Genomic DNA, 25,019 nt, shown 5'->3' on the forward strand with positions numbered 1-25,019 from the left:
TCTCGTCCAGCATCTCCCGAGGGACCAGCACATGACCGAGCCCATCTCTGCCGTCCACCAACTACGTGCACTGACGGTCGACCTCGATCTTCTGGGCGCGGAGTTCGCGCAGAGACATGCGCTCCATCCGACGGATATCCGGGCGCTGATCTGTCTGCTCGACGCGGACCGAGCCGGAACGCGCGCTACCCCCGGTTGGCTAGGAACCCAGCTGGGCCTGGAATCCGCGTCGATCACTGCCCTGATCGATCGAATGAGCAAGCGAGACTTGGTGTCACGCGAAGCAGACCCATCCGATCGCCGCCGTGTATTGCTACGCGTGACCGCGCATGCGTCGGAACTCGGGACGAGGTTCTTCGGCCCCGTCATCAGCCAGGCCGTCGACGAACTCGCACGATTCACGCCAGAGCAGCGGGCAACGATCGATGAGTTTCTGACCACGATGCGCGCCATCGTCGCCTCCACTCGGGAGCAGCAGACCCCGTAGACAAATCAGCGGTTTTGTTATTACCGGTTGACACATCGTTGGGTTTATACAACACTTCATTGTCATGAGCCCCGTCAAGCGCGGTACCGCGCTCCCGATCTTCAACAGGGTGGGTGTTCTGCGGGCAGAACGAAAGATGAGCCGCGCGCAACTGGCCGAACTCGTCGAAGTGAATCCCCAGACGGTGGGCGCCCTCGAACGAGGCGACCACTACCCGAGCTTGGACCTCGCGATGCGCATCTGCGATGTCTTCGATCTGCCGATCGAGGCAGTGTTCTCACGCAACGAACTCGGACCACTGTCGGCCGAACTCTTCCGAAGGGAGAAGGATCGATGACTACGCCCGGCTCCGACATCCTCACCCGCTATCAGGCCTATCGGACCCGCCGATTTCTCGAGAACGACGCCAAGACGAGGCATTGGCTTCCTACGTGGCGAACCCAGCATCGACGCCGAATCCTCGTTGTCGCTGTGGCTGTACTCCTCTTCACATTTTTCGTCGTCAGTATCGGCAGCCTGTTCTCGAAGTGGTTCGCGATCGGATGGATACCGGCCGCCCTCCTGTTCATACCGGTTTGGACTGTTCTCCAGACGGTCTCGGGCCGGCACGGAGACGCACCGGTAGGAGCACTCGACGAGTGGGAAGTGCAGCAGCGCAACGAAGCTCGATCCATCGGCCTCACCGTCACGCAGACCCTGGTGATGGCGGCGGCGTTCGCGTCCATCTTCCTGTCCACGGCGAACGACGAGATGCCGCGCCTGGCGTACGCAGGTGGCGGATGGACTCTCGCCGCACTGATGACCGGCATCTGCTCCCCCGCAATGATTCTCGCGTGGATCACCCCCAACCCCGAACCAGAAGACACCGAAGAGTTCGACCAGCAGTAACGACCGAAAGGGCACCATGAGCACCCTCACGATCGACTCCGTCTCCAAGAGATACGGCGACAAGATCGCCCTGGACAACCTGAGTTTCGACGTCCGGCCTGGCGAACTGTTCGGCTTCGTCGGCAGCAACGGCGCGGGCAAAACCACCACGATGCGCATTGCGCTCGGTGTTCTGTCTGCAGATTCCGGCCGGGTTCTGTTGGGCGGCAAACCCGTCGACCTCGACGTGCGCCGCACGATCGGCTACATGCCGGAGGAGCGCGGCCTGTACCCGAAGATGAAGGTCGGCCCGCAATTGGCGTACATGGCCGAGCTGCACGGCCTCTCGTCGAAGGATGCCAAAGCCGCAGTGATTCGCTGGACCGAACGTCTCGGCATCGACGAGCGAGTGAACGACACCGTCGACGCTTTGAGCCTGGGGAATCAGCAGCGCGTCCAGTTGGCAGCAGCGCTGGTGCACGACCCCGCGGTTCTCGTGTTGGACGAGCCGTTCTCCGGCCTCGACCCGATCGCCGTCGACGTCATGAGCGAGGTCCTCCGCGAAAAGGCAGCTGCCGGAGTACCGGTGGTGTTCTCGAGCCACCAACTCGACCTGGTGCAACGCCTCTGTGACCGCGTCGGCATCATCGCCGCCGGCTCGATGAAAGCCGTCGGCACCGTCGATGAACTACGCGGATCGGGAGATTCCCACCTGCACGTCCACGCACCGAACGCTGCCCCCGGATGGGCGTCGGGCATCGACGGCGTGAGCATCCTCAGCCAGAACGACGGCATCACCGTTCTGGGGTTGGCACCGGGAGCCGACGATCAATCAGTTCTGCGGGCCGCGCTCGCGACCGGACCGGTACACGAATTCTCCATCCAGAAACCTTCCCTGAGCGACCTGTTCCGAGAGGCGGTAGTGGCATGAGCTCACAACTGAATTCCTTCAGCGCGGTCTCATTGATCGCCAAGCGCGAGTTCACCGTTCAGGTGATGAAGAAGAGCTTCGTCATCAGCAACGTCATCATTCTCGCCGTCATCGTCGGCGGCATCATCGCCTACTCGATCTTCTCCGGCAGCGGCGACGAGGAACGCGACGTGATCGGCATTTCCGGCGATCAGTCCATCGCGGCCGTAGTGGAAGCAACCGGCGACGCCGTCGGTTCGCCGGTCGACGTTCGTGAGATCGCCGACGCGGGGGCCGCACGGAGCGGCGTCGAATCCGGGGATCTCGACGTGGCGCTGGTTCCGGACGGGACCGCAGGCGCGTACACGGCCGTCACCGAATCGGATCTGACCGGGACGCTGCGCGCCGTCGTCGAGGGCAGTGTCTCAACACAAGCCACGAATGCTGCACTGGCGCAACAGGGCGTCGACCAGAACGAACTCGGGGCAGCAACAAGTGCCGCGACGGTCACCGTCGATGCGATCGATCCGCCAGATCCCGAAGCCGGTCAGCGGACCGCGCTCGCCCTGTCCGCCGTGTTCCTGTTGTACGCACAGATCATCGGCTTCGGCATGTACGTCGCGATGGGCGTCGTCGAAGAGAAGTCCTCGCGTGTCGTCGAACTGCTGCTCTCCACCGTTCGCCCACTGCAGCTGCTGTGGGGCAAGATCCTCGGTATCGGCGCCGTCGGCATCCTGCAGCTCGCCCTGTACGGAGTCGCCGGTGTCGGAGCAGGATTGGGCACTGGCGTACTCACCGTCACCGGTGCCGCCGTCAGTGTCTTCGCTGCCACGTTGGCCTGGTTCATCCTGGGCTTCGCCTTCTTCGCAGTGCTCTACGCGGCGGGCGGGTCGATGGTCTCGCGGCAGGAGGACGTGAACTCGACGACCATGCCGCTCCTGATCCTGATCATGGCAATGTTCTTCGCTGCCTTCTACTCCGTCAGCGATCCGGAGAGCACACTCGCGAACACGTTGAGCTGGATCCCCCCGTTCTCCGCGATCATGATGCCGTTGCGCATCGCCGCCGGCGTGACCTCACCGGTGCAGATCGTCGGCTCGGCGGTCTTGATGATCATCACCACCGCGGTCCTGGCGATGGGCGCAGCGAAGATCTACCAGCGCTCCATCCTTCGAATCGGCAAGACCGTCTCGTGGAAGGAAGCCTTCGCTCGATAGAGTTCGCGCCATGAGCCCACGGACATCCGCCGCCGAGATTCTCGACTCCGTTCTCGACGGCGGATCGTTCGTGTCGTGGGACTCCACGCCGGTGGACGTCCATGCTGGGGAGTCCTATCTGAAGGATCTGGCCAGGGCTCGCGAGAAAAGTGGCGTCGACGAATCGGTGTTAACGGGCGAGGGCACCATCGACCGCCGACGCGTCGCGATCATCGCCTGCGAGTTCGCGTTTCTCGCCGGATCGATCGGCGTCGCGGCGGCAGAGCGCATCACCTCCGCGATCGAGCGCGCCACTGCAGAGGGCCTGCCACTCATTGCCTCCCCCACCTCCGGCGGCACGCGCATGCAGGAGGGAACGTTGGCCTTCGTGCAGATGGTCAAGATCGCCTCCGCCGTCACCGCACACAAGGCGGCGCACCTGCCGTATGTGGTGTATCTCCGCAATCCGACGACGGGAGGCGTGTTCGCATCCTGGGGTTCGCTGGCCCACGTCACCGTCGCCGAACCCGAGGCCCTCATCGGGTTCCTCGGCCCGCGGGTCTATCAGGCCTTTACGACAAGCCTTTTCCCGAGGGTGTCCAGACGGCCGAGAACCTGTACCAGCACGGGGTCATCGACGGGGTGGTGCCGGTGGACCAACTGCGCAACCTACTTATCCGCGCACTGCGGGTGATCGTCGACGCCCCGAGGTGGACCGATATCGCTGACGAAAGTCCCGCACCCCTGACCGAGCGGTCGGCCTGGCATTCGGTGGAGTCGTCACGTCGCGTCGATCGACCCGGGATTCGGCAACTGATCGAACATGCTGCTACCGAGCACGTTCCGCTCAGTGGCACCGGTCAGGGCGAAGCCGACACTTCGATCCTGTTGTCGCTGTGCCGCATTCGCGGTGTCTCCTGTGTGCTGTTCGGTAACGACCGAAGCAGCAGCACCGCCACGGCAACGATGGGTCCGGCAGCACTACGAGAAGCTCGCCGCGGCATGCGCCTGGCCGAGGAACTCCGGCTACCTCTGGTGCTCGTCATCGACACATTCGGCGCAGCACTGTCCAAAGAAGCTGAGGAGGGTGGTCTCGCTCCCGAGATCGCGCGCTCGATCTCCGATCTGGTCACCGTGAACACTCCGACGGTGTCGGTGCTTCTCGGCCAGGGCACCGGCGGCGGGGCGCTCGCACTGCTGCCCGCCGACCGAGTCCTGTGTGCCCAGAATGCCTGGCTCGCACCACTTCCACCCGAGGGTGCCAGCGCAATCGTGCACCGCGACACCGCCCACGCCCCGGACATGGCCGAGGCCCAGGGCATTCGGTCGGTCGATCTGCTGCGCGACGGCATCGTCGACGCCATCGTTCCCGAACTCCCCGATGCGGCCGACGAACCGGCCGCGTTCTCCGGTCGCATCGCCGATGCCGTCGTCCGCGAACTACGCGAGCTGTCGACCCTCGAAGCGGCAGCTCGGACGAGTGCGAGACTCGGCCGCTACCGCACTCTCGGGGTCACCTTGTGAGTGGAAACTCCCGACCCCTGCTACGAGACCGGAGTGGAGCCTGCAGAACGACCGCAGGCTCCGCCGTGCACGTGGGAGGTCACGAGCGCCAACACGTCGCCCGCACGCAGGTCGGCGGGTAGCTCCACCGGGCTCACGCACCGGCGCCCCGGACCGTGCACGTCCACCTTGACCACCGCACCCACCGAATGCCGGTTGACCACCACGGCCTGCAGCAGGTCACCGAACTCGGCATCGACGCCCACTTCGCCTGCGATGACCGAGCGCACCCGAGTCACCAGAATGCGGCCCCACTGCACCGGAGTGCCCTCGGCATCGGCCAGATCCTCCAGCGCAACGCCGTCGACGGTGATGCGGCCGCACACACAGTGAGTGTCCGCCGGCCACAGCGCTGGATCGCACCGCGCAACATAGGCGGAACCGAGAGACGGAAGCATGTCGAGAAGTGTCATGAGAAGGAGTCTTGCGCCGGGCGGTGGCGTCGGACAGAGGTGTTGACGCAATCTTGACGCCCCGGCCGTGAATATTGACGGCGCGTGGGCAGGAGTGCACAGTACGACCGCCGGTCGACGGGATTCCGCCGGTCGTCGCCGGTAGTGCGCAACCCGGCCCGGACCGCCCCACCCTCGAACTACGCTCGCAGACATGAGTGGCGAGTATCGGCAGGCGTTCGACAGCAGCATCGACAACCGCGAGGATTTCTGGCTGGCGGCCGCGTCGGGAGTCGACTGGGACACCCCTCCCACCACGGCGTTCGACGGCTCGCAGTGGTTTCCCGGAGCCCGTCTCAACACCTGCGTCAACGCACTCGACCGGCACGTCGACGCCGGGCACGGCGACCGGACCGCGTTGATCTACGACTCGGCGATGCTCGGGCTCACCCGGAGCTACACCTACGCCGAACTTCTCGACGAGACCGCGCGCTTCGCCGGCGTGCTGCGCGCGCAGGGCGTCGGACCGGGCGACCGCGTGGTCATCTATCTGCCGATGATCCCCGAGGCCGTCATCGCGATGCTCGCGTGCGCGCGACTCGGTGCGGTGCACTCGGTGGTGTTCGGCGGATTCGCCGCCAAAGAACTCGCCGCGCGCATCGACGACGCCGAGCCGGTGCTGCTGATCACCGCGAACGGTGGGTTCGAGCCGGGTCGCGTCATCGAGTATCTGCCGTTGTTGCAGCGCGCCCTGACGCTCACGACCGCGAACACGCCGGCAGTGATCGTGAAAGGGCGAGAGGGCATTCCCGGCGAACACGAGTGGCTGGATTGGGACACCCTCATCGCCGACGCCACGGCCGCACAACCGGTTTCGATGGCGGCGACGGATCCGCTGTACATCCTCTACACGTCGGGTACGACGGGCAAGCCCAAGGGCGTGGTGCGCGACAACGGCGGTCATGCCGTCGCGTTGACGTGGTCGATGCGCAACATCTACGACGTCGATGCCGGTCAGGTGATGTGGACGGCCTCCGATGTCGGGTGGGTGGTGGGACACTCGTACATCGTCTACGGACCGCTGTTCGCCGGTGCCACAACGGTTCTCTACGAGGGCAAGCCCGTCGGGACTCCCGATGCAGGCGCGTTCTGGCGGGTGATCCAGGACCACGGTGTCCGCGCACTGTTCACCGCACCGACCGCGCTACGCGCTATCCGCAAGGTCGATCCTCACGCCGCCGAGCTCGAGAAGTACGACACCTCCTCGCTGGAGACACTGTTCGTCGCCGGTGAACGCCTCGATCCCGATACGTACGAGTGGATTTCACGCACCCTCGATCGACCCGTCGTCGACCATTGGTGGCAGACCGAAACCGGCTGGGCGATCTGCGCCAATCTTCGCGGACTGGAACCACTTCCGATCAAACCCGGATCGCCGACCGTACCGGTACCGGGATTCCAGGTCGGTATCCTCGACGCGTCCGGTAATCCCGTGGACGCAGGCACGGAGGGCAACATCGTCGTACAGCTGCCACTGCCGCCAGGTGCACTGGTCGGACTGTGGAACGACGAATCACGTTTCCAGCGTTCGTATCTCGATACGTTCCCCGGTTACTACCTCACCGGCGACTCCGGTTACATCGACGCCGACGGTTACGTCTACGTACTCGGTCGCAGCGACGACGTCATCAATGTCGCCGGCCACCGCCTGTCCACCGGGTCGATGGAGGCGGTGCTCGCGGGCCATCCCGCCGTCGCCGAATGCGCCGTCATCGGTATCCATGACGACCTCAAAGGCCAGCGCCCCAGCGGCTACGTAGTACTCAAAGCCGGGGAGAACATCTCCGAGGAGCAGTTGCGTACCGAACTGGTGGCCATGGTCCGCGACCAGATCGGCGCACTGGCCACCTTCCGCGATGTGACGATCGTCGGAGCTCTGCCGAAAACCCGTTCGGGCAAAATACTCCGAAAGACGATGCGGCAGATCGTCGCCGGTGAGCAGTACGGGGTGCCGTCGACCATCGAAGATCCCGCAGTCCTCGATGCGCTCGAGAAGCTACTCGGCAGATAGGCGGAAACAGGCGCAACCATGGCCGAAACCCGCGCGCCATGGGGCACTCCCGCACGATAGCGTCCTCGGCATGACAGATCTCGACACCCGCCCCGCCGTCGACTGGCTCGCCCTCGGTGCGGTCACCGTCACGGTGATCTCGTGGGCCTCGGCCTTCGTCGCCATCCGCGGCGTCGGTGAATCGTTCGGTGCCGGCCCGCTCGCTCTGGGCCGGCTGCTCATCGGATCGTGTGCACTCGGTGTGATCGTGTTGATCAGGAGACAGTGGGTCAAGCCGAACCGCACGCAGTGGTTACAGATCGCCAGCGTCGGCGTTTTCTGGTTCGGCGTCTACAACGTCGCCCTCAACGCCGCCGAGCAACGTGTAGACGCCGGAACGACGTCGATGATCATTCAGATCGGCCCTATCCTGGTGGCCCTGTTCGCCGGTCTGCTTCTGGGCGAGGGCTTTCCGAAGTGGTTGGTGATCGGTGCCGGTATCGCGTTCGCCGGTGCTGTCATGGTCGGCGTCGTCACCGCCGTCACCACCACCTCGACCACCAGGACGGACGCCGACTTCCTCGGCATCGCACTCTGTCTCGTATCCGCGGTGACCTATGCGATCGGAGTACTCAGCCAGAAGCCGGTACTGCGCACGGTCCCCGGCCTTCAGGTCACCTGGATGGCGTGCACCATCGGCGCGGTCTGCACGCTTCCGTTCGCGCCGGCCCTGCTCGACGACCTGTCGACCGCCTCGGCCGGAGCCACCGGCGGATTGGTCTACCTCGGCTTGGTTCCCACTGCACTGGCGTTCAGCACGTGGGCTTATGCGTTGACGAGAATTAACGCAGGCAAGCTCGGCATCACCACGTACGCCGTGCCGCCGATCACCATCACTCTGGCCTGGTTGTTGCTCGGCGAGATACCGCACATTCTCGCCGTCGTCGGCGGTGTCGTCTGCCTCGTCGGAGTCGGATTGTCCCGCAGGAGCTAGCAGCCGTTACAGCGCCTTGAACCGCGCGATGGCAACCTCACGCTCGTGCTTGTGGTCGACGATCGGATCCACGTACTCCTTGGGTCGGCCGAACTTCAACGTGTGCACGACTTTTCCCTCCTCGCCGCGGAGCTCCGGCACCCAGCGCCGTACGTAATCGCCCGTCGGATCGAATTTCTCACCTTGGGTGATCGGATTGAACACCCGAAAGTACGGCGAGGCGTCCGTACCGGTGCCGGCTGTCCACTGCCAACCGTGTTGGTTGTTGGCCAGATCGCCGTCGACGAGATGCTGCATGAAATAGCGGGCACCTCGCCACCACGGCAGGTGCAGGTCTTTGACGAGGAACGACGCGACGATCATCCGCACCCGGTTGTGCATCCACTTCTCCGAGTTCAATTGCCGCATACCGGCATCGACGATCGGGAAACCGGTTTCGCCCTTGCACCAGGCCTCGAACAGCTCGTCGGCGTGCTTGCCCGAGTCCAGTTCGATCTTGTCGAACTTCTTGACGTAGTTCTCCCGCGCACTGTCGGGGCGCTGAAACAGGATGTCGGCGTAGAAGTCTCGCCAGCAGATCTGCCTCCGATACGCAGCGGCACCCTCGTTTCGGAGCTTGCCCAGGTCGGCCAGCATGGTTCGCGGATGAATGGTGCCGTACTTCAGATGCACCGACATCCGGCTCGTCGAATCCAGGTCTGGGCGGTTGCGTTCGTCGTCGTACTTCGAGACGTCGTCGAGAAAATCCTTCCACTGCGCCAGTGCGGCTTTCTCGCCTGCATCGGCGTCGGAGTTCTCCTTCTCGCTCGGGACTTTTGCCCTCTTCACGCCGTTGACGTCGTCGGGGTCGATCCATTTCACGGTTTTCGCGGACGTATCGGCCGGTCCGCGCCAACCGTGTTCCATCCACTGCCGTGAGTACGGCGTGAACACCTTGTACGGCTCACCGTCGTCCTTGGTGATTCGTCCGGGCGCAACGGCATACGGCGAACCGGTCTCGACCAGCGTCACCTTCTCGCCGACGCGCTGGTCCCGCTCCCGGCCGTACGGACCGTAATCGGCGCTGATGTGGACCTCGTCGGCGTCGATCGCCTTTGCCACCTTCGGCACCACCGTCTCGGGGTCGCCGTGCACCACCATCAGTCTGCCGTCGAGCTGCTCGTTCAGTGCCTCGAGCGACCGGAACAGGAAGTCCTTGCGCGGACCGCCGGAGGGCTTCAGCAATCGGTCGTCCAGTACGAAGAGCCCCAGTACCGGATCCCCGGACTCGGCAGCGGCGGTGAGGGTGGGCAGATCCCCCAGTCGGAGATCACGGCGAAACCAAACGAGCGACATGCCGTCAGTCTTACCCAACCCGGCTCCGAGCAACCCCCATCACCGTTCGGGGATTCTCAGAGAATCGCCAATCCAGGCTCACCGACGCCGCAACATCGGCCCTTACCTTGGGAAATACGCCGATCAGCCGCGAGCAGAGGAGAGAACATCATGACGAACATCCGCCCCTTCCCCGGTGCCCTCTCCCTCGTCGAGAGCACCTGCACGTTCGAGAAGTACTACGAGCAGCTCTACGCCAAGGCACCCGCCCTCGCCTGGACCCTCGACGCCGACGCCGATCGCCGCACGGCCCTCGAAGAATTCTTCGCCAAGACACCCGAGGAGCGGCGTACCACCGTCGACAGCTGGGTTGCCTAGCATTGGGAGGTGACCGAATCGCCGAGCACCCCCGCCACCGTCCTCGTCGTCGACGATGACACCGATGTGTTGTCGTCGCTGCAGCGCGGCCTGCGCCTGTCCGGCTTCACGGTCATCACGGCGTCGGACGGGGCCGAGGCGCTCGGCGTCGTGTCGCGCACCTCGCCCGATGCGATCGTGCTCGACATCAACATGCCGGTGCTCGACGGCGCAAGCGTCGTGACTGCGTTGCGCGCCATGGGGAACGACATTCCGATCTGTGTTCTCAGCGCCCGCAGCTCTGTGGACGATCGCATCGCGGGTCTCGAATCCGGTGCCGACGATTACCTCACCAAACCGTTCGTGCTCGCCGAGCTGGTGGCCCGCATCAGGGCCATGCTCCGACGGCGCGGCACCAGTCCTGTCCTTCCGGCAGCCGATCCCGGGCTCCCCAATTCGGCTGTCGCAGTAGGCACTCTGGTTGTCGACATCGCAGGGTACCGAGTACACCGCGGCGGCGTCGACATCGATCTCACGAAGCGCGAGTTCGAGTTGCTGGCCATTCTCGCTCGTAACAAGGGCGTCGTACTGACGCGCGAGCGACTCCTCGAATTGGTCTGGGGATACGACTTCGTCGCCGACACCAACGTCGTCGACGTGTTCGTCGGCTATCTACGCCGCAAACTCGAGAGCGACGGCTCGCCGCGCATCCTGCACACCGTCCGCGGTGTGGGCTTCGTCGTGCGGGAGTCGGCATGAGCTTTTCGCTTCGCGCCCGGGTCGCGGCGGCGACGGCCCTCGGCGCCACCCTCGTCGTGGCGGCCCTGGCCGTGGTGACGTCGGTGGCCATTTCCCGCAACAACGTCAACCAGCTCGACGAGCGTCTGACGACGGCATCGCAGGTGCTGGTCCCGAACTCGTCGACGCTGGAAGCCTTCATCGATCAGCTGTCCGGCGCGTTCGCCGTCACCATTCGCAGCGGAGACATCGTCGTCGCCTCGACACCGACGCGGTTGCCCGCCCTCGACACCGGTTCTCAGACAGTGGATGTGGACGGTCAGCGGTTTCGGGTCTACACCGCAACCTCGACCGTGGTCTCGTCCGTGTCCATCTCCATCGGTGTCCCGGCCATCGAGGCGCAGCAGGTGACCGACGAGCAACAGAGACAGGTGATCCTGCTGGGGCTGGCGGCGGTCGCCGTGTCGACGGGCCTTGGTTGGCTGTTCGGGGGACGTGCCGTCAGGCCGCTGGTGACGCTGACGCGGCAGGTCAGCGCTCAGCCTCCGTCGGCACCGCAGACCCGAACCGGAGTCACCGAGGCCGACGAGCTCGCGGTCGCGATCGGGGGCATGCTCACCCGGCTGAACGAGGCACAGGAACGCACCAACGCCGCCCTGGACACCGCGCGCGATTTCGCGGCGGTGTCGGCCCACGAACTGCGTACCCCGTTGACGGCGATGCGTACCGACATCGAAGTGCTGCGCACCCTCGACCTCGAGCGCGCGCAACAACAGGAAATTCTGACCGACCTCGAGCGCACCCAGGGCCGGGTCGAGACGACCCTGACCGCGCTCGAACGATTGGCGTCGGGTGAATTGTCCAGCGAGGGCGACCGGGTCGAGACCGACATCATCGACATCTGCGACGTCGCCGCACAGGACGCGCAGCGTCAGCACCCGGGTCTGGACGTTCGGGTGGAGTCGGAACCGGAGTGCGAGATCACGATTCGCGCACTCCCCACCGGAGTTCGACTCGCGGTGGACAACGCGATCGGCAACGCCGTCCGGCACGGCGGGGCGAGCACCGTCGTCATTCGCGTCGAGCGCGCGGACGCGCTGGTCCGAATCCTGATCGACGACAACGGATCCGGCGTTCCGGTGGACGAACGCGAATCGGTGTTCGGACGCTTCGAGCGTGGAGCCGGAGCCGCGAAGGGCGGCTCCGGCCTCGGTCTCGCGCTGGTGGCCCAGCAGGCCGAATTGCACGGTGGCCGCGCATATCTGGCGGACAGCCCCCTCGGGGGTGCCCGATTGGTGCTCGAGCTACAGGACCGCTGACGAGAGATCTGCTACTTGACGTCGAGCAGATCGATGACGAAGACGAGCGTCTTGCCGGACAGACGGTGACCTGCGCCGGCGGGGCCGTATGCGAGCTCCGGTGGGATGGTGAGCTGGCGGCGTCCGCCGACCTTCATCCCGGGGATGCCGTCCTGCCAGCCCTGGATGAGGCCACGGAGCGGGAACTGGATGGACTCGCCGCGGTTCCAGGACGAGTCGAACTCCTCGCCGGTGTCGAACTCGACGCCGACGTAGTGCACCTCTACGTTTCCGCCCGGTACTGCCTCTGCGCCGTCACCTTCGACGAGGTCGACCGTCACCAGATCCAAAGGTGCCGGTCCGGCTTGAAATTCGATCACTGGCTTCGTCACTGAAGTCTCCTGCGGTTGTGCCGGCCCGCCGACGCCGACTGCGGTGTTCTGGGCATGGTCGGCACCGATTTTACGTCGTCACGGTCAGCCGATCGGAGCTGGCATCAACATCGTCTTGTATTCGCAGGTCAGCGTATTGCCGGTTGCGGGGTCGGCCATCTCGACCTTCCAGGTGTCGGCGAACTGGTTCACACCGGGGTGCATCGAGATGGTGCCGGAGATCAACACGGTTCCGCGGGTGAACAGTGCACGGTCGGCGAGCACGTCGAGCCAGTAGTGCGGAGCGAGCAGATCACCGAGGGTTCCGGTCTGAATTGCGACGCCGTCCGCCCACGCGGTCAACGTGATCTCGTCCAGCCGATCGGCGACCTCCGACAGACGCCACGCTCCGGTGCCGAGCACATCGGGAGCCGCATTCTTGCTCCACGCGACACTGTGGACTTCGAGGTCGCGGTCGGTGTGATCGCACGCGACCGTCAGCAGCACGTCGTCGATCGTGTCGCCCAGGATCACCAGCGCCCACTCGGCCTCGCCCGACGTACGGCCGTGCTGGACGGCAACGGCGTCCGTCTGCTGCGCCAGGTACGGCGAAATGGGATACAGCGCCGGGGTCACCGTCGGAGCCGGAACGCCCAGTTCGGCCAGCTCCGCGATGTGCGACGCCACCTCCTCCTGGTTGCGTCCGGCGTACCCGGCGTTGAGCAACGCGTTCACCTCGACCGATTCGGAGGTGCCGTCGGGCAGCGTGAATGTGAGCATCAGTAAGGACCCTCTCCTCGTAAATCTTCTGTTTCCGATGCGCCCAAAAGCTTGCGCATACGTCTTGTATACAGCAAGTATGGAGCACGTACAACGGATAGAGTGATCCCAGGCACACGAAGGAGTCGTCATGACCGAACCTGTTTCGGTAGATAGAAAAGGCCTGGCCAAGGCCTTCGCGGCCAGCCTCACCGGAACGGCATTGGAGTGGTACGACTTCGCGGTCTACTCGGCCGCCGCAGCTCTGGTGTTTCCGCTGGTCTTCTTCCCGGACAGCGACCCACTGACCGGGACACTGTTGGCTTTCTCGACGTACGCCGTCGGGTATGTCGCCCGTCCGGTCGGAGGGTTCGTCTTCGGACGGCTCGGCGACGTCATCGGACGAAAACAGCTCCTCGTCATCACCCTGCTGCTGATCGGCGTCACCACGTTCGCCATCGGTCTGATCCCCGGATACGACTCCATCGGCATCGCGGCACCGATCATTCTCGTCACGATGCGCTTCTGCCAGGGCGTTGCCGTCGGCGGCGAATGGGGTGGAGCCGTTCTCCTGTCGAGCGAATACGGCGATCCCCGCAAACGCGGATTCTGGTCCTCGGCAGCACAGATCGGACCACCAGCAGGCAACCTGCTCGCCAACGGTGCACTTGCCGTTCTGACGCTGACATTGACCGACCAGCAGTTCGAGTCCTGGGGATGGCGCGTGGCATTCCTGTTCTCCGCGGTACTCGTCGGATTCGGTCTGTGGATCCGGTTGAAGCTCGAGGACACCCCGGTGTTCAAGGCACTGCAGGAAAGCGGCGAACGATCCGAGGCCCCGATCAGCGAAGTGTTCAAGACCGAACTGCGCCCCCTGGTGGCAGGCATCATGTCTCGTGTCGCGCCGGACGTCATCTACGCACTGTTCACCGTCTTCTCGATCACCTACGGCACACAGAAATTGGGCTTCGAGCGAAGTGAGGTACTCACCGCCATTCTGATCGGGTCGGCATGCTAACTCGGCCTGATCCCGCTCGCCGGAGCAGTGTCCGACCGCATCAACCGACGCCTCGTCTACGGCGTCGCAGCCGTGGGCGGTGTCGCCTGGAGTGCGATCTTCTTCCTCGTCATCGGCGGAGGATCGCTACCGCTGCTGATCCTGGGTGTGGTTGTGGGCCTGGCGTTCCACTCGTTCATGTACGGGCCACAGGCAGCATTCGTCACCGAACAGTTCAGCGTTCGATTGCGCTCGACCGGCAGCTCGTTGGCATACACGATCGCCGGCGTCTTCGGTGGTGCGATGGCCCCGCTGATCTTCGTCTACCTGTTGGACAAGACGGACAGCTGGGTGCCGATCGCCGGGTACATCGTCGTCGTCGGCGCGGTCACTCTGATCGGCCTCGCCCTTGGACGCAACCCGGATCCCACCGAGGACGAGCACTACGTGTTGCTGGGCCAGCAGCACGAAAACGCTACGCGCGCAACAGAGTCTGAAGCGTGACCTCGAGGTGAGCGTCGATCTTCTCGTGCACCAGGCCTTCGTCGCCGGCACTCAGTGCGTCGATGATGGCCTGGTGCTCGGCGCACACTCGATGCTGCCGGTTGGCGGCGGTGAACAATGCACTCAAGCCCACTCGGAGCTGCCGCGCCCGCAAACCTGCATACGTGCGCGAGAGCAGCTCACTGCCCGCCGAATCGATCAAACTCTGATGGAACGTCCCGTCCCAGTCGATGAATTCCTTGGGAGCGTCGGTGCTGTCGGAATTCATCAGCGACTCCTGCTGATGCAACGCGTGCTGCATCGCCGCGATCGGAGCGTCACCGGCACGCAGCGCCCGCGATGCCGCATGCCGTTCCAGAACGCCTCGCAGATCCATCAATTCGGCGATCTGCCGTCCGGACATCGCCGGCACATGAGCACCGCGCTTGGGCACCATCTCGACCAGACCCTCGGACTGCAGCATCAGCAACGCCTCACGGACCGGCGTGCGCGAAACGCCGATTCGAGTCGCAAGTTCCTGTTCGTTCAGAAAAGTGCCGGTGGCGGCCGGTGACGACAACACCTGATCACGGACGAACTGGTACGCCTTGTCCCTCCCCGACAGTGGTTGCATACGATATGTATACCTGTCTTCCCCCGACGAAACCAGGAGTCACACCGTGAGCTCGACTATCCGCATCAGCCTGGCCCAGATCACCAGTGGCGAAAACCCCACCGAGAACCTCGAACTCGTCGAGACCCACACCCGCGCCGCGGCGCACGCAGGCTCGGACCTCGTCGTGTTCCCGGAGGCGATGATGCGCTGCTTCGGCGGACCCATCCGAAAGTTCGCACAGCCACTCGACGGCGAATGGGCACAGACCGTTCGTCGGATCGCGTCCGACGCCGGCATCACCGTCGTCGCCGGAATGTTCACTCCCGCGCCCGACGACAGAGTGACCAACACACTGCTCGTCACCGGCCCGGGCGTCGATGCGAGCTACGACAAGATCCACCTGTTCGACGCGTTCGGATTCGCCGAATCCGACACCGTCGCACCGGGTTCCGACCCGCTCGTGGTCGACATCGCAGGAGTCCGCGTCGGATTCGCGACCTGCTACGACATCCGCTTCCCCGCCCTGTTCCAGAAACTCGGCGACCTCGGTGCCGAACTCGTCGTCGTCCCCGCGTCCTGGGGATCGGGTGACGGCAAAGTGGAGCAGTGGACCCTACTCGCCCGCGCACGCGCCCTGGACTCGACCACGTTCATCGCGGCCTGCGATCAAGCCGAACCCGCTGCCGCCGAGGGAAATGCACCGTTGGGCGTGGGACACAGCATCGCCTGCTCCCCCACCGGCGAAATTCTCGGCCAACTCGACGCGACGCCTGGGATGCTGACGATCGACATCGATACCGCAATGGTCGACGCCGTGCGAAAGACGCTGCCGGTGTTGAAGAACCGCAAGCACTTCAACGCCTAAGTGCGCAGCGAGATCGCAGTTATGCAGCCGAAAGTGGCCATATCACCTGCGTAACTGCGAACTCGGCGCGAGCTCGGCCCTCACGCAGCGAGATCGCAGTTATGCAGCCAAGAGTGGCCATATCGCCCGCGTAAGTGCGAATTCGACGCGCGAACTCGAAGTTGGGGATAGATTCCGGCCAAATTACGTCCATAACCTCGAACTCGCCGTAAACAACAACGCCGCCGGCTCCGAGGGGAGCCGGCGGCGTCGTCGTGCAGGAAGAGCTAGCGGGAGCTGACGTCCTGGTAGTCGCGCTCGGTGTAGCCGGTGTAGATCTGGCGCGGGCGGCCGATCTTGCCGGTGGTGTCCTCGTTCTGCTCGCGCCAGTGCGCGATCCAGCCCGGGAGACGACCCATCGCGAACAGCACCGTGAACATGCGCGGCGGGAAGCCCATCGCGCGGTAGATCAGGCCGGTGTAGAAGTCGACGTTGGGGTACAGCTTGCGCTCGACGAAGTAGTCGTCGGTCAGCGCGGTCTCTTCGAGCTTGAGTGCGATCTCGAGCAGTTCGTCGCCGTTGCCCAGCTTGCCCAGGATCGTGTGTGCGGTTTCCTTGACCAGCGTCGCGCGCGGATCGAAGTTCTTGTACACCCGGTGTCCGAAGCCCATGAGCTTGACGCCGTCTTCTTTGTTCTTCACTCGACGCAGGAAGTCGGTGGCGTCGCCGCCTTCGGCCTTGATCTTGTCGAGCATCTCGAGCACGGCCTGGTTGGCGCCGCCGTGCAGTGGGCCCCACAGTGCGTTGATGCCGCCGGAGATCGAGGTGAAGAGGTTGGCCTGCGAGGATCCGACGAGGCGGACCGTCGAAGTGGAGCAGTTCTGCTCGTGGTCGGCGTGCAGGATGAGCAGCATGTCGAGTGCCTTGACGATCTCGGGATCGACCTCGTACGGCTCGGCGGGGAAGCCGAACGTCATGCGCAGGAAGTTCTCGACCAGGCTCTTCGAGTTGTCCGGGTACAGGAACGGCTGACCGACCGACTTCTTGTAGGCGTACGCCGCGATGGTCGGCAGTTTGGCCAGCAGACGGATGGTGGAGAGCTCGACCTGCTCGGGATCGTTCGGATCGAGCGAATCCTGGTAGTACGCCGACAGTGCGTTGACCGCGCTCGACAGCACCGGCATCGGGTGAGCGTTGCGCGGGAAGCCGTCGAAGAAACGCTTGAGGTCCTCGTGCAGCAACGTGTGGCGACGGATGCGGTCGGTGAACGTCTCGAGCTCGTCCTCGGACGGCAGCTCCCCGTAGATCAACAGGTAGCTGACCTCGATGAACGACGACTTGCCCGCAAGCTGTTCGATCGGGTAACCGCGGTAGCGCAGGATCCCCGCGTCACCGTCGATGTACGTGATGGCCGACTTGGTGGACGCGGTGTTGACGAACCCGCCGTCCAGCGTCGTGTAACCGGTGGTCGCCAGCAGCTTTCCCAGCTCGATACCGTTGTTGCCTTCAGTGGCCTCGGCAATCGACATGGAATATTCGCCACCGGGGTAGGTGAGGGTGGCTTTGGCATCATTCTCAGCGGGCACGAATGGTCCCTCTCGAACTCGTGTAACGGACACGTACTTAAAACGGACAGTTCTTACGTCGATAGTGAAACTAGTCTCTCGGTGCCTCGGACGCCCAGGGAGGGTCGGCACCGGGTCGTGAAACCGTGATCGCGGCTGCCTTGGCAGCGAACGAAAGAGCTTGCCGCCAATCCTCCCCGGTCATCTCCCTTACCGCTTTCGATGTGATAATGGTCTCTTTTTCCAGGTAGCTCAACAGTGCGCCGTGCACGGTGTCACCAGCGCCGATCGTGTCGACCACGTCGACGGCGACTCCCGGCACCGACACCTCGTCGGCTGCTGTGACTCCCGTTGCCGTCGTCTCCTCCGACGCGGTGAAGACCGAAATCCCGTCGCCACCGCGGGTCATCACCACAGCAGTCACCCCGGCGACGAGCCAGTCGTCGACGGTGGTCCCCTGGGTGCCCAGTCCCAGCCAGTGCGAGTCGTCCTCGGACACCTTGAGGATGTCGATGCTCGGCAACCAGGACCGAAAGCGGTCGCGGAATCCGTCCGCGGTGATGTCGCCGCTGGTGCTGTCGATGGCGGCCGGGCGAATGTTGGGGTCGAGCATGGTCAGCTTGCCCGCGGCCCGAGCTCGATGCAGCAATTCGGCGTACACCGATGCGCCGGGCTCGTACAGCAGCGACAACGTGCCGAAGGACAGAACGCTGATCTCGTCGGGCAGATCACCGGGATCGGCAACGAGTCGATCGGCCGTGCCATCGGCGTAGAACGAGTACTCGGCGCTGCCGTCCTCGGCGAGGGTCGTCATCGCCAACGTCGTCGGCTCGTCACCGCGCTGCACCCACGAGATGTCGACACCGGCATCGCGCAGACTCGCCAGGATCTGCTCGCCGAACGAGTCGCGAGAGATACGGGAGAGATAGGCAACCGGCGACCCCAACCGGCCGATCGAGATGGCGACGTTGAACGGCCCGCCGCCGAGTTTCGGTGAGAGCAGCGGCCCCTCGTGCACCGGCACCAGATCCACCAATGCTTCGCCGCACACCAGAATCGTCACTTCTCGTACTCCATTCCCCAGCTGCCGGACCAGGTCTGACCCGGGTCGAGCACGATCAGATCCATCTCGGAATTCAACGCGTCGGGCGGGCAGGTCATCGGTTCGATCGCCAACGCACGTCCCCGATCCGGGTACGCCTGATCGTTGGCGGGATCGGCGGTGAACACCTGCACCCACCCGAAGTTACTGTCGGTCCACAGCACCGTCGCGGTGCCGTCGGGGCCACGCAGTGTGTGCTTCGCGCGTCCGTCCACGTCCGGCACCGAGGCACTGAACGGAGTGTCGAGCTGCACGCCTTCGAGGTTCCGAGGCTCCCGAAAGTCGTACTCGGTATCGGCCGTCGGCACCGAAAGTCCTACGGGCAGATTGCGTACCGGATCGAGCGGTAGCCGCGTACCCGCGGACAGTTCGAGCGTGCATTCGTCGAGCGGTACGTCCCCCACCCGCACGTAGGTATGGAATCCCATTCCGTACGGCGCAGCCGATTCGCCCGTGTTCGTCGTAGACGCAGTCACCGTCAGACCGTCGTCGGACAGCTCGTGTGCCACCGTCAATCGCAACGAGAACGGCCAACCCTCGTGCGTACCGATGTCCACGCTCTGCTCGACGCGAGACTCGGTGTGCTCGTCGAGAGTCCACTTCACCCGTCGGACGAAACCGTGGCTCGCGTTGTTGCGGGCCGGTTCGGTGATCTCCAACCGATGTTCGACGCCTTCGAACGTGAACGTCCCGTCGGCCGTTCGATTGGGCCACGGGGCCAACACCAGTCCCGCCGACAGCGGCGGCTTGGTGCCCGCCTCCCACGTTTCGGTGAGCAGTGAGCCGTCGTACTCGAGGACCCGCAGGCCCGCTCCGACAGCAGCGACGTCGGCGCGATACTTGCCGCTCGTCAACGAATACGTTTGCGCCTCAGCTGTGGGAGCCATGCGAGCCATTGTCCACGACGGTGTCGTCCACCGTCTTGCCGTCCGCCGTCTTGCCACCGACGATGGCGCCGACTCGATAGCGAATGAAGGCCGGTAGTGCGAGGGCCGCGATCGAGACACCGATGACCACCAGCACACCACCTCCTGCGGCCGCCGCGGCCGTTCCCACCGAGGCCGCTGCCGCGCCGTGCAGAACATCGCCGATTCGGGGCCCTCCCGCGACGACGACGATGAAGACGCCTTGGAGTCGGCCGCGCATCTCGTCGGTCGCCACCGTCTGCAGCATCGTGCTGCGGAACGCCGCCGAGATCATGTCGGCACCACCACCGAGCGCCAGAAACGCCAGTGCGAACCACAGGGCAACGGTCGTCGCTCCGTCGGTCGCCGCACCGACGGCGAGTCCGAATCCGATCATCGCCACACCCCAGACGACAATGGAGATCAATACCGCCAGGCCTTGACGCCGCACGCGCGGTAGCCAACCGGAGAACACTCCACCGAGCACCGCTCCCGCGGACATCGCCGCGAACAGCATGCCGAGCACCGGCCCACCCGACGCAGGATCACCGAAGCTCTCGTGCGCGATCTGGGGGAACAGTGCCCGGGGCATGCCGAACACCATGGCGATGATGTCGACGACGAACGAGGCCAGCAGCACCTTCTGGGTCGCGAGATACGCGAAACCCTCGAATACCGAACGTAATCCGGCGCGTTGACCGGACTTGGCCGGAGGAATTCCCGGCAACCGGATCACGGCCCACAGCGTGGCGAACAGGGCGATGGTGTCGATGAGGTAGAGGGTCTCGAGGCCGATGCGCGCGATCAGAATGCCAGCACTGAGCGGGCCGGCGATGGCCCCGAAACTCATCACCGTCATGTTCAGCGAATTCGCAGCAGGAAGCTGCTCGGCGGGCAGGATTCGTGGGAGAAGCGCGCTGCGGGTCGGCTGGTTCACCGCGAAGAAGGCCTGCTGAATTGCCAACAGCACCAACACTATCCACACGTCGTTCAGCTCGAGGAACGCCTGCAGCCAGAACAGTCCCGAGGTTCCGATCAGGCCGAACGTGGTGACCATCAGCAGGGTGCGGCGATTCATCACATCGGCGAGCGCCCCACCCCACAGCCCGAACACGATGAGGGGCACCAGAGCGAACACGCCCGTCAAGCCGACGTAGGCCGAGCTCAGGGTGATCTGATAAACCTGTTGCGGCACAGCGACGATCGACAGCTGCGCGCCGATGACGGTGACGATGTTCGCCAGCCACAGGCGGCGATATGCGGGAGTCTTCAGCGGGGTCGTGTCGGCCAGGATGCCGCGCAGTCCGCTCACGGTTGCAGTCGCTCGATCACACCGCTTGCCGGCAGCACTCGAATTCTGTTGTGCATGCGGCTGGTTCGACCCTGCCAGAATTCGACGGTCTCGGGTTCGACGCGGATGCCGCCCCAATTCGGCGGTACCGGCACCTCACGTCCGTCGAACGTCGCGGTGACCTCGGCCAGTTGCGCGGCGAGAGCGTCACGAGACGCGACGGTTCGCGATTGCTCCGACGCCCATGCCCCCAGCTGCGAGCCGCGCGGTCGCGTCCGCCAGTACGCCTCGGTGGTGTCGCGGTCGACTCTGGTGACCGGTCCGCGGACCGTGAGCTGACGGGCGATGCCGATCCACGGAAAGGTGATGGACGCGTACGGCGTCGATGCCAACGCGCGGCCCTTGTCCGAGTCGTAGTTGGTGTAGAACACCACGCCCTCGGCGTCGAGGTCCTTGCACAGGACGGTGCGGGTCGCGGGCCTACCGGCGGCGTCGACCGTGCCGAGCACGATCGCGTTGGGCTCGGGCAGATTCGCCGCAACAGCGTCCGAGAGCCACTGCCGGGCCAGTGGCAACCAGCCGTCGTTCAGGGCGTCGACGTCGAGATCCTTGGGCTCGCCGTAGTCCACTCGCATGGTGGCCAGGCGCTGTTCGTCTGCAGACACGAACCCAGACGCTACTCCCGCGTAAAAGCTCGCTATGGTTTCCGCAAGCACGCCCGGATGCGGCGCAGAGCCGGGCGCAGTCGCGACGAGGGAGTCCACAGACCATGGCTGTTCAACACGTTCCCGAAGATTTCGTTCCCGGTCTAGAAGGTGTGGTCGCCTTCACCTCCGACATCGCCGAACCCGACAAAGACGGCGGCGCACTGCGCTACCGCGGAGTCGACATCGAAGAACTCGTTGCACAGGGCGTCACCTTCGGCGACGTGTGGGCACTGTTGGTCGACGGCGAATTCGGGCGCGGTCTGCCACCGGCCGAACCGTTCCCCCTGCCCATCCACACCGGCGACGTCCGCGTCGACGTCCAGGCAGGCCTGGCGATGCTCGCTCCCATCTGGGGATATCAGCCGGTACTCGACATCGACGACAGCACCGCCCGCGACAATCTGGCCCGCGCCTCGGTGATGGCCCTGTCCTACGTCGCGCAGTCCGCTCGCGGGATCTACCAGCCCGCCGTCCCGCAGAGCCGCATCGATCAGGCGGCCACCGTGACCGAGCGCTTCATGGTCCGCTGGAAGGGCGAGCCCGACCCCGCTCACGTCGCCGCCATCGACGCCTACTGGGTCTCGGCCGCCGAACACGGCATGAACGCATCGACGTTCACCGCCCGCGTCATCGCCTCCACCGGAGCAGACGTCGCAGCATGTCTCTCCGGAGCCATCGGCGCGATGTCCGGCCCGCTGCACGGCGGCGCGCCGGCCCGCGTGCTGCCCATGATCGAGGAAGTCGAGAAGACCGGTGACGCTCGTGCGCTGATCACCGGAATCCTCGACCGCAAGGAAAAGCTCATGGGCTTCGGGCACCGCGTGTACCGCGCCGAGGACCCCCGGGCCCGCGTCCTGCGCGCCACCGCCAAGCGCCTGAACGCTCCGCGCTACGAGGTTGCCGCCGCGCTCGAACAAGCCGCGTTGACGGAACTGCGCGAACGCCGCCCCGATCGTGCCATCGAGACCAACGTCGAGTTCTGGGCCGCCGTGATCCTCGATTTCGCCGAGGTGCCCGCGCACATGATGCCCGCGATGTTCACCTGCGGACGCACCGCCGGCTGGTGCGCTCACATTCTCGAGCAGAAGCGCCTGGGCAAGCTGGTGCGCCCTGCCGCCCTCTACACCGGCCCCGAACCACGTACCCCCGACTCCGTCGACGGCTGGGAGCTGATCCGGTAGTCGAGGAAGCCGTGGCACCCGACTACGCTTGGCTTTCGACTAACCTTCCGGGTGCCATATTCCATCGACGCTAGGACGCGCTACTCCATGGCCGATTTGCCGATCATTCCCGCCGATCTTCTTCCCGCCGACGGACGCTTCGGTTGCGGCCCGTCCAAGGTTCGCCCCGAGCAGCTGCAGTCCCTGGTCGACGTCGGTGCGTCCGTGTTCGGCACCAGCCACCGCCAGAAGCCCGTCAAGGACGTCGTCGGTCGCGTACGTAGTGGGCTGAAGGACCTGTTCTCGTTGCCCGAGGGCTACGAGGTCGTGCTCGGCAACGGTGGTACCACCGCGTTCTGGGATGCCGCTGCGTTCGGTCTCATCCGGGAGAAGTCGCTGCACCTGACCAACGGTGAGTTCAGCTCGAAGTTCGCCTCGGTGGCCAAGAACAACCCGTTCATCGGCGATCCGATCGTCGTCAAGGCAGAGCCCGGCAGCGCGCCCGAGCCCACGTCGGATCCGTCCGTGGACCTCATCGGTTGGGCCCACAACGAGACCTCGACGGGCGTGGCCATCCCGGTCAGCCGTCCGGCCGGCTCGGAGAACGCCCTCATCGCGATCGACGCCACCTCCGGTGCCGGCGGTCTGCCGGTGAACGTGGCCGATTCCGACGTCTACTACTTCGCTCCGCAGAAATGCTTCGCCGCCGACGGTGGGTTGTGGGTCGCGCTGATGAGCCCGGCCGCGCTCGCCCGCGTCGACGAGATCGCCTCCAGTGGCCGGTGGGTACCGGACTTCCTGTCGTTGCCGATCGCCGTCGACAACAGCAGCAAGGACCAGACCTACAACACCCCCGCAGTGGCGACGCTTCTGCTCTTCGCAGACCAGATCGAATGGCTCAATTCCCAGGGCGGCCTGGACTGGGCCACGAAGCGGACCGCGGACTCGTCCTCACGCCTGTACGACTGGGCCGAGAACAGTGAATTCGCAACGCCGTTCGTCGCGAATCCGGACCACCGCAGCCAGGTCGTCGGCACGATCGACTTCGACGAGAAGGTCGACGCGGCCCAGGTCGCCAAGATCCTGCGCGCCAACGGCGTCGTCGATACCGAGCCGTACCGCAAGCTCGGCCGCAACCAGCTGCGAGTCGGTATGTTCCCCGCCATCGAGCCGGACGACATCACCGCACTGACGAAGAGCATCGACTGGGTCGTCTCCACGCTGGGCTAGCAGGTTCCTGACAGCGCACTCACAGCTCCACCGCTCCCTTCGAGGCCTACACTTGCTACAAAATACGCAAGCGTAACGACCTCGGAGGGAGCGTTCGTATGTCCAGGCTCCTGTCCGTCGTTCTACGACTTCGAGTGACGCTCGTCTACTGCATGCTCACCGCCGCAGGAACCGTCACTCTGGGGCAGATCGGGCCGCACGATCGTTGGCATGTCCTGCACGCCGCGAGCACGAACCTGCACAACCTCACCGACGGTCATCTCGCCACGCTCGTCACCAGCGCCTTCCTCACCGAAGGCAGGCCCGATTGGTGGTGGCTCGCCTCGGTCGCGATCCTGTTCGCCGTCGCCGAGTGGGTCTCGGGGTGGCGCCGGTTTCTGCTCACGTTCTGTGCCGGGCACATCGGCGCAACGGCACTGGTGGCAGTCGGGCTGTTCGTCGGCATCCACGTCGACTGGTTCGCCGACTCGCTGGCCGTGGCCGTCGACGTCGGGGTCAGTTACGCCGCAGCGGCGGTGGCGGGGTCGCTGATTCGGTACCTGGCGATGCCGTGGCGCGCGGTGTGGGCCACATCGTGGATCGCCGTTGTCGCGGTCGGTGCCGTCACGGAACCCTCGTTCACCGCGGCCGGCCATGCACTGGCGCTGACCATCGGACTAGGACTCGGCGCGCTCTTTCTTCGTCGAGACGCAATGCCGTTGTTGCGCAATCGAATCGGATCGACTTCGACCGATCGTGTGCAACCGAGCGCGCAGCTGTCTACTCTCTGAGGAAGAAACCAACGCCGCCGCCGCGAGGCGTGTCGGACACCCGCCGAATACGG

The 25,019-nt window shown here is 64.9% G+C and carries 25 protein-coding genes and 2 pseudogenes; 17 read left to right on the plus strand and 10 right to left on the minus strand.

Annotated elements, in window-relative coordinates; all coding sequences use genetic code 11:
• Nucleotides 1–31: 31 nt before the first annotated feature.
• The 6 genes and pseudogenes from E4P29_RS18225 (at nt 32) to E4P29_RS18250 (ending at nt 4,984) form a co-directional block, all read left to right on the plus strand.
• The gene (locus E4P29_RS18225; RefSeq protein ID WP_135046587.1) at nt 32–487 is read left to right on the plus strand and encodes a MarR family transcriptional regulator; all 456 of its coding nucleotides are present in this window, start codon (nt 32–34) and stop codon (nt 485–487) included.
• 64 nt (nt 488–551) lie between these two features.
• Entirely contained in the window at nt 552–824 is a 273-nt protein-coding gene (locus E4P29_RS18230) for a helix-turn-helix transcriptional regulator (protein WP_135046588.1), read from the plus strand.
• Nucleotides 821–1,375, plus strand: a complete 555-nt coding sequence (locus tag E4P29_RS18235; RefSeq protein WP_135046589.1) for a hypothetical protein — start codon at nt 821–823, stop codon at nt 1,373–1,375. Before E4P29_RS18230 ends, E4P29_RS18235 begins: the two co-directional genes overlap by 4 nt.
• Nucleotides 1,376–1,391: 16 nt before the next feature.
• Nucleotides 1,392–2,285, plus strand: coding sequence for an ATP-binding cassette domain-containing protein (locus E4P29_RS18240; RefSeq protein WP_135046590.1), 894 nt, complete (start codon nt 1,392–1,394; stop codon nt 2,283–2,285).
• Nucleotides 2,282–3,481 (plus strand): ABC transporter permease, encoded by a 1,200-nt coding sequence (locus E4P29_RS18245; protein ID WP_135046591.1) that lies wholly within the window; start codon nt 2,282–2,284, stop codon nt 3,479–3,481. Before E4P29_RS18240 ends, E4P29_RS18245 begins: the two co-directional genes overlap by 4 nt.
• Nucleotides 3,482–3,491: 10 nt before the next feature.
• A pseudogene (locus tag E4P29_RS18250) lies at nt 3,492–4,984 on the plus strand (carboxyl transferase domain-containing protein).
• 20 nt (nt 4,985–5,004) lie between these two features.
• Here E4P29_RS18250 and E4P29_RS26610 read toward each other — a convergent pair.
• On the minus strand, nt 5,005–5,436 hold the full coding sequence (locus E4P29_RS26610) for a hypothetical protein (protein ID WP_135046592.1): 432 nt from the start codon (nt 5,434–5,436) through the stop codon (nt 5,005–5,007).
• A gap of 193 nt (nt 5,437–5,629) precedes the next feature.
• On the opposite strand from E4P29_RS26610, the gene E4P29_RS18260 reads away from it, so the two are divergent.
• Both E4P29_RS18260 and E4P29_RS18265 read left to right on the plus strand, forming a co-directional pair.
• Nucleotides 5,630–7,486 carry a propionyl-CoA synthetase gene (locus tag E4P29_RS18260; RefSeq protein WP_135046593.1) on the plus strand — a complete coding sequence of 619 codons (1,857 nt, stop codon included), beginning with the start codon at nt 5,630–5,632 and terminating at the stop codon, nt 7,484–7,486.
• Between the two features lie 70 nt (nt 7,487–7,556).
• Nucleotides 7,557–8,459: an EamA family transporter gene (locus E4P29_RS18265; RefSeq protein WP_135046594.1), complete on the plus strand. Its 903-nt coding sequence runs from the start codon at nt 7,557–7,559 to the stop codon at nt 8,457–8,459.
• Nucleotides 8,460–8,465: 6 nt separating this feature from the next.
• Here the strand turns inward: E4P29_RS18265 and E4P29_RS18270 are convergent, their stop codons facing one another.
• Nucleotides 8,466–9,794, minus strand: coding sequence for a deoxyribodipyrimidine photo-lyase (locus E4P29_RS18270; protein WP_135046595.1), 1,329 nt, complete (start codon nt 9,792–9,794; stop codon nt 8,466–8,468).
• Nucleotides 9,795–9,944: 150 nt separating this feature from the next.
• On the opposite strand from E4P29_RS18270, the gene E4P29_RS18275 reads away from it, so the two are divergent.
• From E4P29_RS18275 to E4P29_RS18285, 3 genes are read left to right on the plus strand one after another with little or no spacing between them, the layout of a single operon-like run.
• Complete coding sequence (locus E4P29_RS18275; protein ID WP_135046596.1) at nt 9,945–10,151, plus strand: hypothetical protein; 207 nt, start codon at nt 9,945–9,947, stop codon at nt 10,149–10,151.
• A gap of 9 nt (nt 10,152–10,160) precedes the next feature.
• On the plus strand, nt 10,161–10,889 hold the full coding sequence (locus E4P29_RS18280) for a response regulator transcription factor (RefSeq protein WP_032385731.1): 729 nt from the start codon (nt 10,161–10,163) through the stop codon (nt 10,887–10,889).
• Nucleotides 10,886–12,187 (plus strand): HAMP domain-containing sensor histidine kinase, encoded by a 1,302-nt coding sequence (locus E4P29_RS18285; RefSeq protein ID WP_027495933.1) that lies wholly within the window; start codon nt 10,886–10,888, stop codon nt 12,185–12,187. The genes E4P29_RS18280 and E4P29_RS18285 overlap by 4 nt, the downstream gene beginning before the upstream one ends.
• A gap of 11 nt (nt 12,188–12,198) precedes the next feature.
• Here E4P29_RS18285 and E4P29_RS18290 read toward each other — a convergent pair whose 3' ends face one another.
• Both E4P29_RS18290 and E4P29_RS18295 read right to left on the minus strand, forming a co-directional pair.
• Complete coding sequence (locus tag E4P29_RS18290) at nt 12,199–12,558, minus strand: FKBP-type peptidyl-prolyl cis-trans isomerase (RefSeq protein ID WP_027495932.1); 360 nt, start codon at nt 12,556–12,558, stop codon at nt 12,199–12,201.
• Between the two features lie 84 nt (nt 12,559–12,642).
• The gene (locus E4P29_RS18295; protein WP_135046597.1) at nt 12,643–13,317 is read right to left on the minus strand and encodes a DUF2848 domain-containing protein; all 675 of its coding nucleotides are present in this window, start codon (nt 13,315–13,317) and stop codon (nt 12,643–12,645) included.
• A gap of 130 nt (nt 13,318–13,447) precedes the next feature.
• On the opposite strand from E4P29_RS18295, the gene E4P29_RS26415 reads away from it, so the two are divergent.
• Together E4P29_RS26415 and E4P29_RS26420 are read left to right on the plus strand one after the other, a co-directional pair.
• The gene (locus E4P29_RS26415) at nt 13,448–14,314 is read left to right on the plus strand and encodes an MFS transporter (RefSeq protein ID WP_245154393.1); all 867 of its coding nucleotides are present in this window, start codon (nt 13,448–13,450) and stop codon (nt 14,312–14,314) included.
• A gap of 9 nt (nt 14,315–14,323) precedes the next feature.
• Entirely contained in the window at nt 14,324–14,797 is a 474-nt protein-coding gene (locus E4P29_RS26420; RefSeq protein WP_280634551.1) for an MFS transporter, read from the plus strand.
• Here E4P29_RS26420 and E4P29_RS18305 read toward each other — a convergent pair.
• Complete coding sequence (locus E4P29_RS18305; RefSeq protein ID WP_135046598.1) at nt 14,769–15,410, minus strand: GntR family transcriptional regulator; 642 nt, start codon at nt 15,408–15,410, stop codon at nt 14,769–14,771. The two genes, E4P29_RS26420 and E4P29_RS18305, sit on opposite strands and share 29 nt — an antisense overlap.
• Nucleotides 15,411–15,456: 46 nt before the next feature.
• On the opposite strand from E4P29_RS18305, the gene E4P29_RS18310 reads away from it, so the two are divergent.
• Entirely contained in the window at nt 15,457–16,257 is an 801-nt protein-coding gene (locus E4P29_RS18310) for a carbon-nitrogen hydrolase family protein (protein ID WP_135046599.1), read from the plus strand.
• 266 nt (nt 16,258–16,523) lie between these two features.
• Here the strand turns inward: E4P29_RS18310 and E4P29_RS18315 are convergent, their stop codons facing one another.
• The 5 genes and pseudogenes from E4P29_RS18315 to pdxH all read right to left on the minus strand — a co-directional run bounded on the left by E4P29_RS18315 (nt 16,524) and on the right by pdxH (nt 21,734).
• Nucleotides 16,524–17,822 carry a citrate synthase gene (locus E4P29_RS18315; RefSeq protein WP_135046600.1) on the minus strand — a complete coding sequence of 433 codons (1,299 nt, stop codon included), beginning with the start codon at nt 17,820–17,822 and terminating at the stop codon, nt 16,524–16,526.
• A 70-nt stretch (nt 17,823–17,892) separates the two neighbouring features.
• The gene (locus E4P29_RS18320; RefSeq protein ID WP_135046601.1) at nt 17,893–18,864 is read right to left on the minus strand and encodes a carbohydrate kinase; all 972 of its coding nucleotides are present in this window, start codon (nt 18,862–18,864) and stop codon (nt 17,893–17,895) included.
• Nucleotides 18,861–19,790, minus strand: coding sequence for an aldose 1-epimerase family protein (locus E4P29_RS18325; protein WP_135046602.1), 930 nt, complete (start codon nt 19,788–19,790; stop codon nt 18,861–18,863). Before E4P29_RS18325 ends, E4P29_RS18320 begins: the two co-directional genes overlap by 4 nt.
• A gap of 70 nt (nt 19,791–19,860) precedes the next feature.
• A pseudogene (locus E4P29_RS18330) lies at nt 19,861–21,111 on the minus strand (MFS transporter); the annotation flags it as partial.
• 5 nt (nt 21,112–21,116) lie between these two features.
• Entirely contained in the window at nt 21,117–21,734 is a 618-nt protein-coding gene (pdxH, locus tag E4P29_RS18335; RefSeq protein ID WP_135046673.1) for a pyridoxamine 5'-phosphate oxidase, read from the minus strand.
• A 134-nt stretch (nt 21,735–21,868) separates the two neighbouring features.
• Between pdxH and E4P29_RS18340 the strand changes: the two genes are divergently transcribed.
• The 3 genes from E4P29_RS18340 (at nt 21,869) to E4P29_RS18350 (ending at nt 24,966) form a co-directional block, all read left to right on the plus strand.
• The gene (locus tag E4P29_RS18340) at nt 21,869–22,987 is read left to right on the plus strand and encodes a citrate synthase 2 (protein WP_032371300.1); all 1,119 of its coding nucleotides are present in this window, start codon (nt 21,869–21,871) and stop codon (nt 22,985–22,987) included.
• 87 nt (nt 22,988–23,074) lie between these two features.
• Nucleotides 23,075–24,196 (plus strand): phosphoserine transaminase, encoded by a 1,122-nt coding sequence (serC, locus tag E4P29_RS18345; protein WP_135046603.1) that lies wholly within the window; start codon nt 23,075–23,077, stop codon nt 24,194–24,196.
• Nucleotides 24,197–24,294: 98 nt separating this feature from the next.
• On the plus strand, nt 24,295–24,966 hold the full coding sequence (locus E4P29_RS18350; protein ID WP_135046604.1) for a rhomboid-like protein: 672 nt from the start codon (nt 24,295–24,297) through the stop codon (nt 24,964–24,966).
• Nucleotides 24,967–25,019: the final 53 nt, after the last annotated feature.

The sequence above is a fragment of the Rhodococcus sp. 1R11 genome, assembly GCF_004563845.1.
In the GTDB taxonomy this organism is placed as follows: domain Bacteria; phylum Actinomycetota; class Actinomycetes; order Mycobacteriales; family Mycobacteriaceae; genus Rhodococcoides.

Bases quoted from the DNA above. Each gene is read 5' to 3' on its own strand.
- E4P29_RS18225 (WP_135046587.1), top strand. From the start codon at position 32: ATGACCGAGCCCATCTCTGCCGTCCACCAACTACGTGCACTGACGGTC.
- E4P29_RS18230 (WP_135046588.1), top strand. From the start codon at position 552: ATGAGCCCCGTCAAGCGCGGTACCGCGCTCCCGATCTTCAACAGGGTG.
- E4P29_RS18235 (WP_135046589.1), top strand. From the start codon at position 821: ATGACTACGCCCGGCTCCGACATCCTCACCCGCTATCAGGCCTATCGG.
- E4P29_RS18240 (WP_135046590.1), top strand. From the start codon at position 1,392: ATGAGCACCCTCACGATCGACTCCGTCTCCAAGAGATACGGCGACAAG.
- E4P29_RS18245 (WP_135046591.1), top strand. From the start codon at position 2,282: ATGAGCTCACAACTGAATTCCTTCAGCGCGGTCTCATTGATCGCCAAG.
- E4P29_RS26610 (WP_135046592.1), bottom strand. From the start codon at position 5,436: ATGACACTTCTCGACATGCTTCCGTCTCTCGGTTCCGCCTATGTTGCG.
- E4P29_RS18260 (WP_135046593.1), top strand. From the start codon at position 5,630: ATGAGTGGCGAGTATCGGCAGGCGTTCGACAGCAGCATCGACAACCGC.
- E4P29_RS18265 (WP_135046594.1), top strand. From the start codon at position 7,557: ATGACAGATCTCGACACCCGCCCCGCCGTCGACTGGCTCGCCCTCGGT.
- E4P29_RS18270 (WP_135046595.1), bottom strand. From the start codon at position 9,794: ATGTCGCTCGTTTGGTTTCGCCGTGATCTCCGACTGGGGGATCTGCCC.
- E4P29_RS18275 (WP_135046596.1), top strand. From the start codon at position 9,945: ATGACGAACATCCGCCCCTTCCCCGGTGCCCTCTCCCTCGTCGAGAGC.
- E4P29_RS18285 (WP_027495933.1), top strand. From the start codon at position 10,886: ATGAGCTTTTCGCTTCGCGCCCGGGTCGCGGCGGCGACGGCCCTCGGC.
- E4P29_RS18295 (WP_135046597.1), bottom strand. From the start codon at position 13,317: ATGCTCACATTCACGCTGCCCGACGGCACCTCCGAATCGGTCGAGGTG.
- E4P29_RS26415 (WP_245154393.1), top strand. From the start codon at position 13,448: ATGACCGAACCTGTTTCGGTAGATAGAAAAGGCCTGGCCAAGGCCTTC.
- E4P29_RS18305 (WP_135046598.1), bottom strand. From the start codon at position 15,410: ATGCAACCACTGTCGGGGAGGGACAAGGCGTACCAGTTCGTCCGTGAT.
- E4P29_RS18325 (WP_135046602.1), bottom strand. From the start codon at position 19,790: ATGGCTCCCACAGCTGAGGCGCAAACGTATTCGTTGACGAGCGGCAAG.
- pdxH (WP_135046673.1), bottom strand. From the start codon at position 21,734: ATGCGAGTGGACTACGGCGAGCCCAAGGATCTCGACGTCGACGCCCTG.
- E4P29_RS18340 (WP_032371300.1), top strand. From the start codon at position 21,869: ATGGCTGTTCAACACGTTCCCGAAGATTTCGTTCCCGGTCTAGAAGGT.
- serC (WP_135046603.1), top strand. From the start codon at position 23,075: ATGGCCGATTTGCCGATCATTCCCGCCGATCTTCTTCCCGCCGACGGA.
- E4P29_RS18350 (WP_135046604.1), top strand. From the start codon at position 24,295: ATGTCCAGGCTCCTGTCCGTCGTTCTACGACTTCGAGTGACGCTCGTC.